Source organism: Candidatus Eisenbacteria bacterium (genome assembly GCA_030017955.1).
In the GTDB taxonomy this organism is placed as follows: Bacteria; Eisenbacteria; RBG-16-71-46; order JASEGR01; family JASEGR01; genus JASEGR01.
Window position 1 is genome coordinate 1 of sequence record JASEGR010000020.1, and the last position, 14,595, is coordinate 14,595.

Annotated in this window: 20 protein-coding genes; all 20 read left to right on the top strand. The window is 53.0% G+C overall.

Features of this window, described 5'->3' with window-relative positions:
• Positions 1–517: 517 nt before the first annotated feature.
• The 20 genes from QME66_04575 (at position 518) to QME66_04670 (ending at position 14,594) form a co-directional block, all read left to right on the top strand.
• The gene (locus QME66_04575) at positions 518–1,342 is read left to right on the top strand and encodes a DUF4143 domain-containing protein (GenBank protein MDI6808242.1); all 825 of its coding nucleotides are present in this window, start codon (positions 518–520) and stop codon (positions 1,340–1,342) included.
• 347 nt (positions 1,343–1,689) lie between these two features.
• Positions 1,690–2,070, top strand: coding sequence for a hypothetical protein (locus QME66_04580; protein MDI6808243.1), 381 nt, complete (start codon positions 1,690–1,692; stop codon positions 2,068–2,070).
• A gap of 9 nt (positions 2,071–2,079) precedes the next feature.
• The gene (locus tag QME66_04585; protein ID MDI6808244.1) at positions 2,080–2,700 is read left to right on the top strand and encodes a phage tail protein; all 621 of its coding nucleotides are present in this window, start codon (positions 2,080–2,082) and stop codon (positions 2,698–2,700) included.
• A 141-nt stretch (positions 2,701–2,841) separates the two neighbouring features.
• Positions 2,842–3,387, top strand: coding sequence for a hypothetical protein (locus tag QME66_04590; protein MDI6808245.1), 546 nt, complete (start codon positions 2,842–2,844; stop codon positions 3,385–3,387).
• Positions 3,368–5,200, top strand: coding sequence for a phage terminase large subunit family protein (locus tag QME66_04595; GenBank protein MDI6808246.1), 1,833 nt, complete (start codon positions 3,368–3,370; stop codon positions 5,198–5,200). The genes QME66_04590 and QME66_04595 overlap by 20 nt, the downstream gene beginning before the upstream one ends.
• Complete coding sequence (locus tag QME66_04600; GenBank protein MDI6808247.1) at positions 5,197–5,397, top strand: helix-turn-helix domain-containing protein; 201 nt, start codon at positions 5,197–5,199, stop codon at positions 5,395–5,397. The genes QME66_04595 and QME66_04600 overlap by 4 nt, the downstream gene beginning before the upstream one ends.
• Positions 5,398–5,529: 132 nt before the next feature.
• Positions 5,530–5,727, top strand: coding sequence for a hypothetical protein (locus tag QME66_04605; GenBank protein ID MDI6808248.1), 198 nt, complete (start codon positions 5,530–5,532; stop codon positions 5,725–5,727).
• Positions 5,715–5,963: a DUF6148 family protein gene (locus QME66_04610; protein ID MDI6808249.1), complete on the top strand. Its 249-nt coding sequence runs from the start codon at positions 5,715–5,717 to the stop codon at positions 5,961–5,963. Before QME66_04605 ends, QME66_04610 begins: the two co-directional genes overlap by 13 nt.
• Positions 5,960–7,555 (top strand): phage portal protein, encoded by a 1,596-nt coding sequence (locus tag QME66_04615; protein MDI6808250.1) that lies wholly within the window; start codon positions 5,960–5,962, stop codon positions 7,553–7,555. Before QME66_04610 ends, QME66_04615 begins: the two co-directional genes overlap by 4 nt.
• Positions 7,555–9,279 (top strand): S49 family peptidase, encoded by a 1,725-nt coding sequence (locus QME66_04620; protein MDI6808251.1) that lies wholly within the window; start codon positions 7,555–7,557, stop codon positions 9,277–9,279. The genes QME66_04615 and QME66_04620 overlap by 1 nt, the downstream gene beginning before the upstream one ends.
• A 59-nt stretch (positions 9,280–9,338) precedes the next feature.
• Positions 9,339–10,328 carry a hypothetical protein gene (locus QME66_04625; protein MDI6808252.1) on the top strand — a complete coding sequence of 330 codons (990 nt, stop codon included), beginning with the start codon at positions 9,339–9,341 and terminating at the stop codon, positions 10,326–10,328.
• A gap of 31 nt (positions 10,329–10,359) precedes the next feature.
• On the top strand, positions 10,360–10,686 hold the full coding sequence (locus tag QME66_04630; protein MDI6808253.1) for a hypothetical protein: 327 nt from the start codon (positions 10,360–10,362) through the stop codon (positions 10,684–10,686).
• 13 nt (positions 10,687–10,699) lie between these two features.
• Complete coding sequence (locus QME66_04635) at positions 10,700–11,647, top strand: Mu-like prophage major head subunit gpT family protein (GenBank protein MDI6808254.1); 948 nt, start codon at positions 10,700–10,702, stop codon at positions 11,645–11,647.
• Between the two features lie 81 nt (positions 11,648–11,728).
• Positions 11,729–12,052: a hypothetical protein gene (locus QME66_04640; GenBank protein ID MDI6808255.1), complete on the top strand. Its 324-nt coding sequence runs from the start codon at positions 11,729–11,731 to the stop codon at positions 12,050–12,052.
• Positions 12,049–12,351, top strand: a complete 303-nt coding sequence (locus QME66_04645) for a hypothetical protein (GenBank protein ID MDI6808256.1) — start codon at positions 12,049–12,051, stop codon at positions 12,349–12,351. The genes QME66_04640 and QME66_04645 overlap by 4 nt, the downstream gene beginning before the upstream one ends.
• Positions 12,352–12,355: 4 nt before the next feature.
• Positions 12,356–12,646: a hypothetical protein gene (locus QME66_04650; GenBank protein ID MDI6808257.1), complete on the top strand. Its 291-nt coding sequence runs from the start codon at positions 12,356–12,358 to the stop codon at positions 12,644–12,646.
• Positions 12,647–12,648: 2 nt separating this feature from the next.
• Positions 12,649–13,089 carry a lysozyme gene (locus tag QME66_04655; protein MDI6808258.1) on the top strand — a complete coding sequence of 147 codons (441 nt, stop codon included), beginning with the start codon at positions 12,649–12,651 and terminating at the stop codon, positions 13,087–13,089.
• A 110-nt stretch (positions 13,090–13,199) separates the two neighbouring features.
• On the top strand, positions 13,200–13,526 hold the full coding sequence (locus tag QME66_04660; GenBank protein MDI6808259.1) for a hypothetical protein: 327 nt from the start codon (positions 13,200–13,202) through the stop codon (positions 13,524–13,526).
• 15 nt (positions 13,527–13,541) lie between these two features.
• Positions 13,542–14,039, top strand: a complete 498-nt coding sequence (locus QME66_04665) for a hypothetical protein (protein MDI6808260.1) — start codon at positions 13,542–13,544, stop codon at positions 14,037–14,039.
• A gap of 12 nt (positions 14,040–14,051) precedes the next feature.
• A complete protein-coding gene (locus QME66_04670) occupies positions 14,052–14,594 on the top strand; it encodes a hypothetical protein (protein ID MDI6808261.1) in 543 nt (180 codons plus the stop codon).
• The last annotated feature ends 1 nt before the right edge of the window (position 14,595 follow it).

Here is a 14,595-nt window from a genome sequence, read left to right on the forward strand (position 1 = left end):
ACCCGGTCCGATTGCTACACGGCATTCGAGAACTTCAGACGATGCTGTGTGCACTGGCAAGACAACCCGGTTCAGAGCACGGGCAAGTCCCAGCTTCCCAGAGCCTGGACGCGTTCCTTGCGACTCTGCCACGTATGTGGCGAGACGGTGAGTCCCGGCCCACGCATAGAATCAAACCCACCCCACCGCGCACATGGCGGACGCGAGAAGACCCATTCAAAGACGTGTGGCCCGAAGTGCTGGGCTGGCTTCAAGACGAGCCGGACACCGCTGCCAAGGACCTCTTTGAGCAACTACAGCAGGCTCATCCTAGTCGCTTCCAGTCGGGGCAGCTTCGCACACTTCAACGACGGGTCCGCCAGTGGCGGCAAGCGATCGCCAGAGAGCTTATCTATGCAGGAGCGGCAAAGGCAACCACTGACTCAACAATACCGTCGCCAACAGTCACTCTGTCTGGTAACATTCTCTAATGAGGCAACACGCCGGGAATTCTAATTGTCGCTGAACACCTGACCTCTTGCGTCAGGGATCCGAAACCCTTGCTGGCAGGATTGTCTATCACGAACTCGGGGGATTCTCCCTGGCCGAAGCGGGTGCTGAAAATCTCCAGCGGTTGTTTCTGCGGGGAGGGTTCCCTCGCTCATACCTGGCTCAGTCGCATGCGGCAAGCGAAGAATGGCGTCATGGGTTCATCCGCACCTTCCTCGAGCGAGACCTGCCCCAGTTGGGCATCACCATTCGCTCGACGACGCTCAGACGTTTCTGGACCATGCTTGCGCATTATCATGGACAGGTTTGGAATGCTTCGGAATTTGCGCGGTCTTTCGGGGTGGCTGACACGACGGTACGCCACTATCTGGACCTTCTGGCATCGGCGCTTGTTGTCCGCGAGCTGCAACCGTGGCACGAGAACATTTCCAAGCGCCAGGTGAAGTCACCCAAGGTGTACATCAAGGACAGTGGAATACTTCATGCTCTATTGAGACTCAGGACTCTGACGGACTTGGAGAGCCATCCAAAAATCGGGGCGTCCTGGGAAGGTTTCGTAATTGAACAAGTTATCCATCAATTGGACGCCAAGTCCGAGGAATGCTTCTTCTGGGCGACGCATGGAGGCCTCGAGCTCGACCTTCTCGTGGTGAGGGGGCGCGAGCGGCTCGGATTCGAAGTCAAGCGCACCACATCACCGCAAGTCACTCCTTCCATGCGCAACGCTCTATCCGACCTGAGACTCCGGCGTCTGGATGTGATTCATGCGGGCTCAAGAACTTTCCCGTTGAGTAGCAACATTCGGGCAGTCGCCTTGTCGAGACTGCTTGTGGACCTGAAAGGCCTGAGGTAAGCCAGTTATTGACGCAGGGAACTTGGGTTGCGAAGATTGGTTCATGAAGTACAACGGGCTGGCGTAGCTCAACGGTAGAGCTCCTCACTTGTAATGACTCTGGAAGGATCCCCAGACTATATCCTCCGTTCTTAATTCATTACCACTACTTGTCAGACCGCCACTCCGGAATCATCTATTTGGCCATGAATAGCCGTCCTTTTCGCACGGCTACCGCACAAAAACCGCACAATTCATTTCTTGGGACCGACGAGCGGGAGGGGAAATGAGGAAGAAGTTTCGTAAGTGGTTAGTGCATTTTGTCGGACAGTGCAAAGATTGCGACTGGTACTGTGATGATTATCTAATTGGACAAAATAAGGCGAGAGAACACGCGAGAAAAACGGGTCATACCGTGGGTGCAGACCTGGGATATGCAGCAACCTATGGCGAAATGCAGAAGCAGAACCGAAAGAGGGCGCTATGGGAACATGCGGGATCGTGGGCTGACGGAGATAGGGGACCTGCTTTTGAAGGTCATGGAAGAAGACCACAACCAGATTGACAAGTGGGGATACCAAGATCATCCACCTGAAAAATGGCTAGTCATTCTTATTGAGGAAATTGGAGAACTGGCAAGGGCGATCCTTGAATGTGGAACCGCCGAGCAGATACAACGCGAAGCAATACAGGGGGCGACATTATGCTTAAAGATAGCCAATATGTCCGGGGCCGAGATTCATGATTAAGGAACTACCATGATACAGATACAGCTTCAAGGAGTAGAAGAAGCTCTCAAGGTCCTGAACTCATCCAGGGTGAGGAATATTGCAAAGACATCGATACGCCGGGCTGCCAACTCAGGGAAGACCATCATCTCAGCGCAGATTCGCGAACGATTCAATATCCAAAAGAAAGATGTAGACGAGAAACTCAGCGTCGATCTCAGGAATCTGGGAAATCTGCAAGTCATTCTTACGGTACACAATCAGCCAATTTCCCTTACCCATTTCGAACCGCGGTCCGTTCGAGGAAAAACTCAACTCGCAGTGAAGCGGAACAAGATATACGGCTGGGGCATCATGGGAAGGCAACTCTCGAGGGCTTCTGCTCAGGGGGTCTTTGCTAAGGTCGTTCGGGGAAAGGTCACCCAATTGCCCCATGCATTCATCGCTGCCGGAAAAGGCGGAGGCGTCCAGGTCTTCCAACGCAAAGGAAAGGACCGCCTTCCATTGATTGCGAGAAAAGTAATCGGATATGCAAGCATCGTCAAGAAGCCAGAAAACCTGAACGCTGTCACGGCACGAATTCAGGAGCAACTTGCAAAAGAATTCGCATCTCGAGTTAAGTTCTTCGCAGAAGGCGGAGGTGGCGAATGATGGGGGCGAGACATTCTCGAAATCTTTTGGGTCCTTCCAGGAGCTAACCCGATGCGGATAGCAAAGCTGGCAAGGCTTCTCTCACCACAGACCTCTAAACGAGGTTGCGAATTATCACGCAGGCTACAAGGTGAATGATGTTTGAAAACAAAAAAACGAGCTCACATTCGTCATAGGAAAAGGCCGATTCTCCTTACTCTCTCGGCCTATGCAAAAAAGAGAGGCGTATCACATCAGGCTGTGAGCAAGGCCGTAAGAGAGGGGCGAATTACCCTTGTCAGGGGAAAGATCGACCCGAAGCGAGCTGACGCCGAGCTCAGGCTCAATCGGGATCCAGCCCGGGACCCATTCAGAAAGGGTCCTGGGCGTCCAGTAAAAGGGCCAAAAGTAAGCCGAAAGAAAGGCACCTACCTGGATGCCAGGATTCGGAAAGAGCATTACCAGGCTGAAATCGCAAGACTTGAATTCGAGACCCGGACCGGGAAACTCGTGGATACCGAGAAAGTCAAGAAGGCAGCATTCGATTCTGCCCGTCAGGTCAGGGATAACCTGCTCAACATCCCCGGCAGGATTTCCGCAAGCCTCGCGGCCAAGACCGACAGCTTCGAAATCGAAATTATTCTGAAGAACGAGATTCGACTAGCTCTCGAGACACTGGTGAAGGGAAATGGGACTAACGGCAGCTGAGATCTACGGCAATTCGTTTGCTCGAGGTCTGATGCCTGACCCCGCGCTGACTATTAGCGAATGGGCGGATAAATTCCGGGTGGTCCCCAGCGAGTCATCTGCAGAACCTGGCCGATGGCGAACCTCAAGAGTGCCGTACCTTCGGGAGATCATGGATTGTCTCTCGCCGGCATCGCCGATCCAAAGGGTTGTTTTTCAGAAACCCCATCAGATCGCCGGCACGGAAGCCGCAGAGAACCTCGTTGGCTATGTTATGCACCTGGCGCCTGGGCCCATCATGTTTGTGGAGCCCACCGTTGACGTGGCGAAGAAAGTCTCGCGGCAGCGTATTCAGCCAACGATAACTGACACGCCGGTCCTGAGAAATCTTGTCAAAGAATCGTGGCGCCGGGAGTCAGGCAATACAACGCTTCTCAAGGAATTTCAGGGCGGGATGCTGGTCTTAACGGGAGCAAACAGCGCCGCAGGACTGCGATTCATGGCGGTCAGGTTCTTAATCCTGGATGAGATCGATGGCTATCCGCTTGACGTGGAAGGCGAGGGCGATCCAGTCACCCTGGCCATAAACCGGACAACAACGTTTGCCCGATGCAAGATCCTGATGCTCTCGACTCCCAAGATACGGGGGGCATCAAGGATCGAGCGAGCATATGAGAACAGCGATCAACGGGAATATCATGTCCCGTGTCCGCTTTGCTCGCACCTCCAGCCATTGCGATTCAGTCAGCTGAGGGACAAGGACAAGCATGGCATTCATCATCCCGAGAAAACGAAATATGAATGCGAATCGTGTAGCAAGCTTATTCCCGAATTCCACAAGCCCTGGATGCTCGAGAATGGGAGATGGGTCCCGCAGGCGCCGCGCAACAAGATTGCCGGCTTCAAACTGTCTGGACTGTACCGGCCACTGGGATGGGGATCCTGGGCGTCCATAATGGAGAAATACCTGGAAGCCAAAAAGGATCTCGCCCTGATGAAAACATTCACAAACACTGAGCTCGCGGAAACCTGGGAAGAAGAAGCCGAAAAGATAAGCCTGGGTACGCTCACACGAAGACGGGAGAAATATGGAGAGGTAGTTCCGGCCACAGCTGGACTTCTGACTGCGGGAGTTGATGTTCATGCCGATAGACTCGAGGTCTTGGTCGATGCCTGGGGTAGGGGTGAAGAGTCCTGGGACATGGACTGGAAGGCTTTCCAGGGGAATCCCACGCAGGAATCGACATGGCAGCTCTTGTGGGACTACCTGCAGAAAACATGGCAGCATGAATCGGGCGCAGCGCTCAGAATATTCTGCACCTGCATCGACTCGGGCGCATACACCAAACATGTCTACGGATTCGTCAAACCGCGTCAGGGGCAACGAATCTTTGCCACAAAGGGTTTGAGCTCGCCCGGAATGCCCCTGGTCGGCCGGCCTACGACAAGTAATCTCGCCAAGGTGAAACTCTTTCCAATCGGCGTTGATACTGCAAAAGACATTCTTTTCGCGCGATTGAAGATTGAAGAATCCGGTCCGGGATATATGCATTCGCCCGCCAGATTCGATGATGAGTTTTTCAAGCAACTCTCTGCCGAGAAGGCCGTGACCAAATATCGTCGCGGCTTTCCATACCGCGAGTATAGAAAGGTTACTCCGCAGGCACGCAATGAGGCGATTGATCTCAAAGTGCTCAACTTTGCAGCGTTGGCCATCTCGGGTGTGAATGTTGACAAGATCGTTGATGCCCTGAGTTCCGGAAATCTCGACGTGACGGCGCCCGTCCGCCCACGGTGGCGAGTAATAAGCAGGGGCGTAGGAGACAAAGATTGAAACCCCTTCTGTATCGAGTGACGACTGTCGCGCGGATGCTGGATATGAATCGCACCCAAGTTTACAAGCTCGTGAAAAGCGGACTGCTCAAGGCTGTGAACACGCATCCTGGCGGCAGAGGAATGCGGATACTCGCGGCTTCAGTTGAGAACTTTGTGGAACGATCGACAATCTCTCCCGATTTCTGGCAGAAATAGATCTGGCGTTCGTTTTCCGGAATACCCCCAAAGATTTTGTCTCTATGCCTATCTAGATGTCTCTATGCCATCTTGACGACCCCCCCACCCTTTCCGGCAAACTAAGGTAAGGAAGCTTATGGAGCAAAACTCATGGCCCGAATAACTCTACCTGAACCGCAGGAACAACTTGGCGCACATCAGAAATCCGAAATGGACGTAGCAGCGCTCGAACTCGTGGTTTCAATGCTGCTCTCGAGCACGTCAACAGGAAGCTCCCTCGATCAGATACTCGCCGGACCGCGCACGCGCAAAGAAGACAATCCCAGGGGGGATTCATGGCCGCTATAACACTGCCGGATGCTCAGGCACAGCTCGCAGCTTATCTCGCGGCAAGCACGGCGATAGCTGCAGGTCAGAGTTACACGATCGCTACCGGGGCAGGAAACACGAGTTTGACGAGGGCAAATCTCGCCGAAGTGCTGGAAATGATTAAATTCTGGAGGGGAGAGGTAGAACGCATAGAAAGAGAAGCATCGGGGGGCGGCGGGATCCGCGTTCGCGCGGTGACGCCGACTGACGGATGAACCTCAAACTCACAATTGGTGGCAAAGAGATTGAGGCGCGCGAGAACTTGCTCGATAGGGCAATCCGTTTTGTAGATCCCATCCTTGCTAACCAACGGTTACAAGCAAGGTTTTCCGCAGCTGCGGCAGGCAGCTACTTTGGAGGTTCACGTTCTCGGCGAGCGATGAAGACATGGGGTCCGCCCGGAGGCGATGCAGATGCCGATCTTCTGCCTGATCTCTCAGCACTTCGGGAACGCAGCAGGGACCTCGTTCGTAACGCCCCCATAGCGACTGGGGCAATCAACACGACCTGCACAAACGTGATCGGCACCGGTCTCATCATGCATTCGCAAATTGACCCCGGTGTTCTCGGAATGACTGAAGCCGAGGCGGAAGAATGGGAGAAACGGGCGGATCTGGAATGGCAGCTATGGAGCGAATCGCCCGAATGTGATTCAGAGAGAAAGTTGAATTTTGCCGGCATTCAAGAGCTCTGTTTTCGCCAAGTGTTGGAAAATGGAGATGTCCTTGTCAATATCCCTCGTTTCAAACGCGGCATATTTCCTTATTTCACCAAGCTGCAGGTAATTGAGGCCGACAGACTCTGTAATCCGGATGGGAAGACAGATACGGAAACAATAATGGCCGGGGTCGAAAAAGATGAGCATGGCGCGCCCAAGGCCTATCATATTTTGAAACAGCATCCCGGCGCAGCGATTATGCGAAAGCCCAGAGAATGGGATCATGTTGCAGCATTCAGCAATAAATCCGAACTACCGAATATCCTCCATCTTTTCCGGGTCCTGCGCCCTGGCCAGACACGCGGCCTCCCGTTTCTGGCCCCAATCATCGAGCCACTCAAGCAGCTGGATAGATACACAGAAGCTGAAATCATGGCAGCCGTGGTTTCAAGCATGTTCACCGTCTTTGTAAAAACGGAAAGCGGCGAAACAGAATTCGCGGAGATGGTTGGAACGAGTGGGAATGATACTCGAAAAGCGGGCGAGGAAGACTACAAACTTGGCAGTGGCACCATTGTAGGACTTACTCGCGACCAGGATGTCGAGTTTGCAAATCCAGGAAGACCGAATCAGGCGTTCGAACCATTCATAACATCACTGATGAATCAGATGGGGATGTCCCTCGAGATTCCCCGCGAGATCCTCATGAAATGCTTCACGACCAGTTACACCGCAGCTCGAGCGGCATTCATTGAGGCTTGGAAATTCTTCAGCAGCAGACGCCAATGGACGGTTACCAGTCTGTGCGGGCCCATCTATGAGATTTTTCTCTATGAGGCGATCGCCTCTGGGCGCCTCCATGCCCCTGGGTTTTTCGCTGATCCATTGATCCGGAAAGCATATTGCGGTGCGACGTGGACGGGGCCGGCCAAGGGTATGATCCAAGAAGTGGATGAGATCGTCGCTGCCGGAAAAAGAATCGAGATCTCGCTTTCGACCCGGGAAAAAGAGACAGCAGAGCTCACCGGCGGAAGTTGGGAGAAGAATCTTGCTCAGCTCAAAAAGGAGCAGGTACAGCTGATAGACGCCAAGCTGCCAACATTCCAGGAGAAGACCGTCCTGAACCTTCCCGCTCCGACGAGGGATTGATGAGACTACTCGATGTGATAACAAGTCCATGGCTGATTCTGCCCGAGAAGCATCAGGAAATCATAGAGATTTATTGCCGCCATTTGCGCGGTGAGAAGATAGACATGCGGGAGATCCGGTCGCTGATTGGTGGACCTGCAAAGGATGGGCCGGAGTCATATGAAGTTTTGAACGGAACGGCAATTATCCCTGTCGAGGGCGTCATTGCGAAAAAGATGAATATGTTGACCGAGATCAGCGATGGCACGTCTACGGAACTTGTGGCCCGAGATCTCAAAGAAGCTGCCAAGCGAAAGGATATCAAGAGCATCGTGCTCAGGGTCGATAGCCCGGGCGGTACGGTGGATGGGACACAGGAATTGGCGAAGTTGGTATTTTCGCTCCGCGCGGTGAAACCAATCATCGCCTATGCGGACGGAACATGCTGCAGTGCCGCCTACTGGATCGCAGCTGCTGCCGACAAGGTCTTCATATCGAGCAATACTACGATGGTCGGATCAATCGGAGTCGTTGCCACTCATCTCGATGTCTCTAAGGCCCAAGAAATGCGGGGATTGAAGACTACCGAAATTGCGGAGGGAAAGTATAAAGGGGCCGCATCGAGCTACAGACCTCTGTCAGAAGAAGGTGAGGCCGCTATTCGACAAGTCACGAGGCCCACGTATTTAGCGTTTGTAGAGGACATCGCTAAGCTCCGGGATCGCCCCTTGGTGCACGTCATGGAAAATATGGCCGAGGGAAAGATTTTCGTGGGGCGGGATGCGATCGAGGTCGGTCTTGCTGACGGCATCATTGGCTTTGATGACCTTCTTCGGGCGCTCTCTGGGAATGGCGAGTTGAGTGGAAACCATATCGGCGGAACAAGTCGAGAACGAGAAGGCGAGAATTTGTCGCAGGCCAGATGGATTACGCAAGGAGAGGCACTTATGCCTTATGCAGATGAACATTCATGCAGGCTCCATGATCCGGATGAATATCAGGACGGAAAAGAGAAATGGACCCGTGTCCCGCGGAAAAGCGCGAGCGTAGGCAAAATCTACGATGTTATACGCGGCACAAGAAAAGATACGGGCAAGATGGAAGATCAGGCATTTCGATACAAGGAGGACACTTGGTCAGAGGCCGAAGCGCGCGGCCATTGTGGGAGACATAACGGGCAGTTTGAGGCTGCGAAGAAGGATGAATCAAGGGCAGAGGGGGAAACTATGACGAAGGAAGAACTGAAGGAACAGTTTCCGGATGTGTTTGCGGCGATTGATAGCGAGGCTGAACTCCGCGGCCTCAATGTCGGGACCGAAGTCGGCCGGAAGGAAGGCCGTGAGCTTGGGGCAAGAGAAGAACGGGAGAGAATCAAAGGAGTAAGTGAGAAGGTGATGCCCGGGCATGAGGAGCTCATTAAGACGCTTATATACGACGGAAAGACAACGCCGGCGGAAGCGGCCGAGAAGGTTCTCGCCGCAGAACAGGTTGTCATAGGCAAGCGTCTGCAGGACTTCCGGGAGGATGGGCCATCGGTTACTCACGCCGATGCCCCCGAAGAAACGGGCAAGCCCGCTGCCGACGCCAGTGCCTCGGTTGAGGACAAGGCAAAGGCGGCATGGGACAAGGACGAGAACTTGCGCGCAGAGTTCGGTGGTGACTTTGGCGCATACAAGGCCTTCCGGAAGCATGAAGAGGCCGGGGATGTGAAAATTCATCATGGAGGCCAGATTCCCAAGTCCTGAGAATTATTGAGGAAGAACGTTCAACATTCTGGATCACGTGAAAGAGAGAGGAGTGGCAGATGGCTACATTAGCTGCGAATAAACCAAGGACAAAGGAAGTCGGTCCGATCAACGAAAAGCCGGTGATCGCAAACGACATTATCTACGAAGGGGCCTGCGTTGGCGACAATGCCGCGGGTTACATGCGCCCCCTTGTTGCCGGCGACAAATTCTGCGGGATCGCGGAAGACAAAGTCGACAATACGGGCGGCAGTGCGGGAGATAGGAACGTTCGCCTCGATGGGGATGGCTTGGTGATACTCCCCATAAGCGGACTGGCGATCACGGACGAAGGGAAAGATGTATATGCCAGCGATGATGACACCTTCACGCTGGTTTCCGGTAGCAATAGCCGTATCGGCTATGTCTATCGGTATGTCTCAAGCGGCGTTGGCGTCGTGAAGTGCGAGGCAAAGAGAGAGGCCGAGAATCTCGGGGTATTTTCTTCCGTCACGGCGGGCTATGGAATCGCCCTCGGTGCGACCAAAACCGCAGTGAAGAGGATCTATGCCGACGATGGTGGGGTGGCGCTCACGGCGCTGGCGCATAGGGCACAGGTGTCGCGTCTACTCATTACGACCACGATCGGCGCTATCGACTGCTCGGCCTATGGCTTGCAGGGGCAGCTGAAGCTGGGCGCTGTCGCTGTCCAGTCCACGGGTATTCTCGGCGGTGTCTGGGGATATGTGGAGACAGTCAATGGCGCGACCGTTTCCAATGCGGGTGCATTGGTCGGTCATGTTGACTTGCCTACCGGAGCAATCATCAGATCGGGATGCTATCTGGCAGGTCTTCTCATCAAGTCGAATGACTTGAGCGGAACGCATACGGGCAAGGCGGTTGCGATTTACTGCCCGAATCCTGGCGCGGGGGCCTTCGATGCTTTCTTGGCCTTGGATGCGAGTTCAACGTTCATCGCAGACTCGGGTGCTGGTGGTGTAACCTCGAAGTATCTCAAGGTGCTCCTCGGTGGAACGGCATACTCGATTCTCGTGAAGTCTGACGCATAAGACGTAAAGGAGGAACGAAAGGGGTTTGCGGATGATTCTCTCCGTTCTTGATCGGGTTCTCTTGATAGACCTGCTGAGTCCACAGGGGAAGGGCAGCTTCATCGCTATGAAAACCCTGCGCGAGCTGCGGGAGACTCTATCTTTCACTCCCGAGGAAATTGAGGCAATGGGAATGAATGAGGCTGAAGGACGGGTAACGTGGAATCCGGAACAGGCAACGGAGAAAGACATGCGAATCGACAAATTGGGAACGACAATCATCGCGGACCGCCTTCGGGAGGCAGATGCCAAGCAGCTCTTATTGGAACAGCATGTGCCCCTATATGAGAAGTTCGTGAAAACGGATTCGGAAAAATAGAGAGGAGAAGTCTATGGCTGCAAGCGTGTTGTCTTCAAGAGCAGTAATCGGGATGTTTTATGAACGCCTGGAGCAAGGGATAGGCCTCGATTGGGCTGCGGATCTTTCCATGTTCTTCGACAAAAGCACCCAGGCGGAAGAGGAATACAAGTGGATTGGCCCGGCGCCCACCATGCGGGAATGGAAGGGCGGAAGACAGCCTGTTGGTCTCAGCGATGCTGGCCAGAAAATCAAGAACACGTTGTATGAAAGCACCCTGGAGATTGACATCTACGATCTACAGTTCGATCAGACAGGACAGCTGAAGGTCCGAATTGACGAACATGCTGCACAGGCCAATACGCACTGGATAGAACTCTTGTCGGACAAGATTCTGAACGGCGCTGCTGGCGTGTGCTATGACAGCCATTACTTCTTTGATACGGACCACGAAGGGGGCGACTCCGGAGTTCAGAGCAATAAGGTTTCGGTTGACATCTCCGCTCTGCCCTGCAATCAGCATGGTTCCGTGACCGCGCCAAGCCCCGAAGAGATGGAACTCCTGATTCTTTATGCAATCCAGACAACGCTCGGTTTCAAAAACGAAAAGGGCAAACCCGCGAATCGTGGAGCGAAGAGCTTTAGGGTCATGGTGCCGGTGTCCCTGATGATGTCTGCAGCTGCGGCGATCGTAAACCCCGTTCTGACGAGCGGAAAAACCAACACCATCGTGACCTCGGATTTCGAGATCAAGCTCATAACGAATGGGGATCTCACCTGGACGGATAGATTCTCCGTTTTCAGGGCTGACGGGTACACGAAGCCGTTCATCAGACAGCAGCGAGAGGATGTCAAAGTCGCAGCCGTCGCTGAGGGCAGTGAGCTTGAGTTCTACCGTCATAAGCATCACTACGGCATCTCGGCCTACCGTGGAGTGGGTTACGGCCAGTGGCGGCATGCCTGCCAAATCATCTTGATCTAAGCAGTTCGGAAAAGCAGATCCGATATGACCTTATGACCTTGGGGCCGGTCAAAGCGGCCGGCCCCATATCGTGGAGGAATCATGAACCAATTCAAAGTCCTTACAGCTCTAACCCTGCGCACGGGCGTGCTGGGTTTGTCGCCAGAGCAGGCAGATGCCCGAAGTCACTGTCTGAAGTCGGTGGGAAGAGGCCGATTCGAAATTAAGGATCCCGTGCAATTCAAGGCCGGAGAGGAAATCGGTTTTGACGGCGAGATCTCTCATGCTCTGGCCGAATGCCTTGAGCCTCTGGGGAAGGAGAATGACGCGGACTCGGAGAACGCGAGCATTTCCCCGGACATGGAAGCTGCTGCAGGCCTGAGGCAGTCAGCGAAGGACAAGAACAAGGGCAAGGGCAAGAAATGAGTTTCTTCGGTGATCCGCAGGTGACGGAAACGGACCTACTGAACATCCTGAAGGATTTTCATGAGGGTACGTTCAATGGTCAGACGATCAACGTAATCCTCGAGGATACTTTCTTGGCTGCGAATCCGCAAGAAGGTACTGTGGAGTCCACGCAGCCGGAGGCGCTATGCAGGACCGTTGACGTGGCCGGCGCTAAGCATGGGGATGTGATCGTGATCAAGGGAACGATCTATTACATCCGCGGCATCCAGCCTGACGGCGGCCATGGAAGGACGGTTTTGATTCTGAGCAAGGAATGAACTCATGACCGGAGGCGAAATTGCTATTGTTGGTGTGATTGCCGGTACCAGTCTCTTGGGGACACTTTTCACTGCGTTGGGTGTGAACAGTCGGCTGGCTGAGACACGGGAGAATATCAAGGATCTAAGTGAGAAGAAAGTGGACGTGACGGCGTGTGGACCAACCCATAAAGGCGTTGATCGGCGGTTATGCAACATCGAAAAAAATCAGAGAACCAGTTTGAAAATGCTCAACGCATTGATAATCCATGCCAACATCCCGGACCGGTTTGATGAACCGGAAAATGGAGAATAGATATGAGTGTGTTTTATGTCGTCTTTGAACAGCTCCAGCGGCATGAAGGATATCGCCAGAAACCTTACAGAGATTCAGTGGGGAAACTGACTATTGGTTTTGGCAGAAATCTTGATGATGTTGGCATTTCGAAAGATGAAGCAAATTTCCTTCTTAGAAGTGATGTATTTGTCGCAAGGAGGCAGGCTGAAAAATTCGTCTGGTTTGCCTCCTTGGATGAGCCGCGACAATCCGTGATCGTGAACATGATTTTCAACCTGGGTCTTGAGAAGTTCTCGCGATTCAAGAATACAATTAGGTTCATCGAATTCGGGAACTATGCCCTGGCAGCGAAAGAAATGCTCAACTCGAAGTGGGCTTCTCAAGTTGGAAATAGAGCGAAGGAATTAGCTCGGATCATGGAAACTGGCCAAATAACGGATACATCCCAACAGGGGGGATGAGCCGCTGTGCTTCGGTACTCCTGATAGAGGAGTCTCCGCCGTCGCACAATAGATGTAAAGGCGGGCGTCCGGCGGCAGGACAGCCCGCATATCATATAAGGAGATCTGACATGGGAAAGCTAGTGAAGCTGGTAATACAAAATGCAAGGTTTCTACCGAGGGTTATTACCTACTTGCCAAAAATCCTCTTGTTCAAGAATGTGGCACGCGAATTCGAGGTAAAGACGGGTGAGCCCCGCCCTGTCATCGCAACACGCAGGTGGAATGCGATCATCCTAGGGGCTATCAGTTTCGTGGTGCTCGTCAGGACCGGTATGACGTTGAGCCCCGAAATGCTGGATCAAATCCAGGCGCATGTTCAGAGCATCATAGCAGCCGTGACAGGACTCTGGGCGATCGCTCTATTCATCTACGGGGTTTTCAAGAAAAACAAGTAGATCCTGGGGGAACAAATGAAAGAAACTCTCATATTAGTAGCGATCGTCACAATGCTCTCTCTGTGGTGCGCGTCAGCCTGGGCAGCGGCGGGCTACCCTAACACATGGCTGACACAGGTGATTAAGGACACCAACGATCGGGCAATTGTCAAACTGAGCGGGTTTTGGGCCACAAGTGACTCAGAATCAACCGTTGTGCGGATCGATTCTTTGGCCCCGGCTCCTGCGAGTGTCGCAATTGAGCGAATGTACTTTTCTGTGAATGGCCTAGTGCTAACGGGATGGTGGTCGGATAGGGACACTGTTGGGCTAAGAGTCGAACGCATATTTGATATCGGCGGGAGAACATTTGCGGCATCGGCCAGCGGGGCGACTGGTGATTGGGATTTCAGTTCGATAGGCTGGTTGCGCCCGACGTCTTTCGTGACGGCAGGAAGTATAGTCTTGAAAAGCTATGGAGCGAGCAGCGGAAGCTCATTCACTCTAATTCTTGTGCTAAGAAAGTTCTACTGAGGGGAAACACTGATGGCATTTCCTTATAGCGACCCGAAAGACGGATACATTGCCATGCCATCTGAGTTTATTGATACCTTATCAACGGTCATGTTTTCTTACTATTTGAACAATGAAGAGGGAATGATCATGGAAGAAGACAGGGCGTTCTTCTTTTTTGATACTTCCGGAGTGTCGGGAGCGATAGCGTCTGCGCTTTTGAAATTCAAAGTTTCTGAGGTATTTGGAACTATGGTTCATCAAGTCCATATATGTTCCGGGTGTTTTGGGGATTCTCTTGACCTAGCCGATTGGGATATTTCGATGAATCTCATAAGTGAGTTGAACATCAATTCGACGGGATGGAAGGGGGTTCCTGTCGGCGCTTCTGGAATCAACAAGGGGGGGTGGACGGATTTCAGATTGAGAGTAAAAACCCCACTTCCGCCGAATGTAGAACTGGGATGTTCGATTTATTCGGGAAATGCAATTGAAGCAAACCGGGCTCAATTGATCCTCTCAATGGCGGGTGGGGAAACACAACGCATCGAAGGCGTGAGCCTGGGAGAATTCTGAC

Coding starts and splice junctions, on each gene's coding strand:
- QME66_04655 (MDI6808258.1), top strand. CDS start 12,649: ATGAGTGTGTTTTATGTCGTCTTTGAACAGCTCCAGCGGCATGAAGGA.
- QME66_04595 (MDI6808246.1), top strand. CDS start 3,368: ATGGGACTAACGGCAGCTGAGATCTACGGCAATTCGTTTGCTCGAGGT.
- QME66_04625 (MDI6808252.1), top strand. CDS start 9,339: ATGGCTACATTAGCTGCGAATAAACCAAGGACAAAGGAAGTCGGTCCG.
- QME66_04620 (MDI6808251.1), top strand. CDS start 7,555: ATGAGACTACTCGATGTGATAACAAGTCCATGGCTGATTCTGCCCGAG.
- QME66_04670 (MDI6808261.1), top strand. CDS start 14,052: ATGGCATTTCCTTATAGCGACCCGAAAGACGGATACATTGCCATGCCA.
- QME66_04660 (MDI6808259.1), top strand. CDS start 13,200: ATGGGAAAGCTAGTGAAGCTGGTAATACAAAATGCAAGGTTTCTACCG.
- QME66_04650 (MDI6808257.1), top strand. CDS start 12,356: ATGACCGGAGGCGAAATTGCTATTGTTGGTGTGATTGCCGGTACCAGT.
- QME66_04640 (MDI6808255.1), top strand. CDS start 11,729: ATGAACCAATTCAAAGTCCTTACAGCTCTAACCCTGCGCACGGGCGTG.
- QME66_04630 (MDI6808253.1), top strand. CDS start 10,360: ATGATTCTCTCCGTTCTTGATCGGGTTCTCTTGATAGACCTGCTGAGT.
- QME66_04610 (MDI6808249.1), top strand. CDS start 5,715: ATGGCCGCTATAACACTGCCGGATGCTCAGGCACAGCTCGCAGCTTAT.
- QME66_04645 (MDI6808256.1), top strand. CDS start 12,049: ATGAGTTTCTTCGGTGATCCGCAGGTGACGGAAACGGACCTACTGAAC.
- QME66_04635 (MDI6808254.1), top strand. CDS start 10,700: ATGGCTGCAAGCGTGTTGTCTTCAAGAGCAGTAATCGGGATGTTTTAT.
- QME66_04615 (MDI6808250.1), top strand. CDS start 5,960: ATGAACCTCAAACTCACAATTGGTGGCAAAGAGATTGAGGCGCGCGAG.
- QME66_04665 (MDI6808260.1), top strand. CDS start 13,542: ATGAAAGAAACTCTCATATTAGTAGCGATCGTCACAATGCTCTCTCTG.
- QME66_04605 (MDI6808248.1), top strand. CDS start 5,530: ATGGCCCGAATAACTCTACCTGAACCGCAGGAACAACTTGGCGCACAT.
- QME66_04585 (MDI6808244.1), top strand. CDS start 2,080: ATGATACAGATACAGCTTCAAGGAGTAGAAGAAGCTCTCAAGGTCCTG.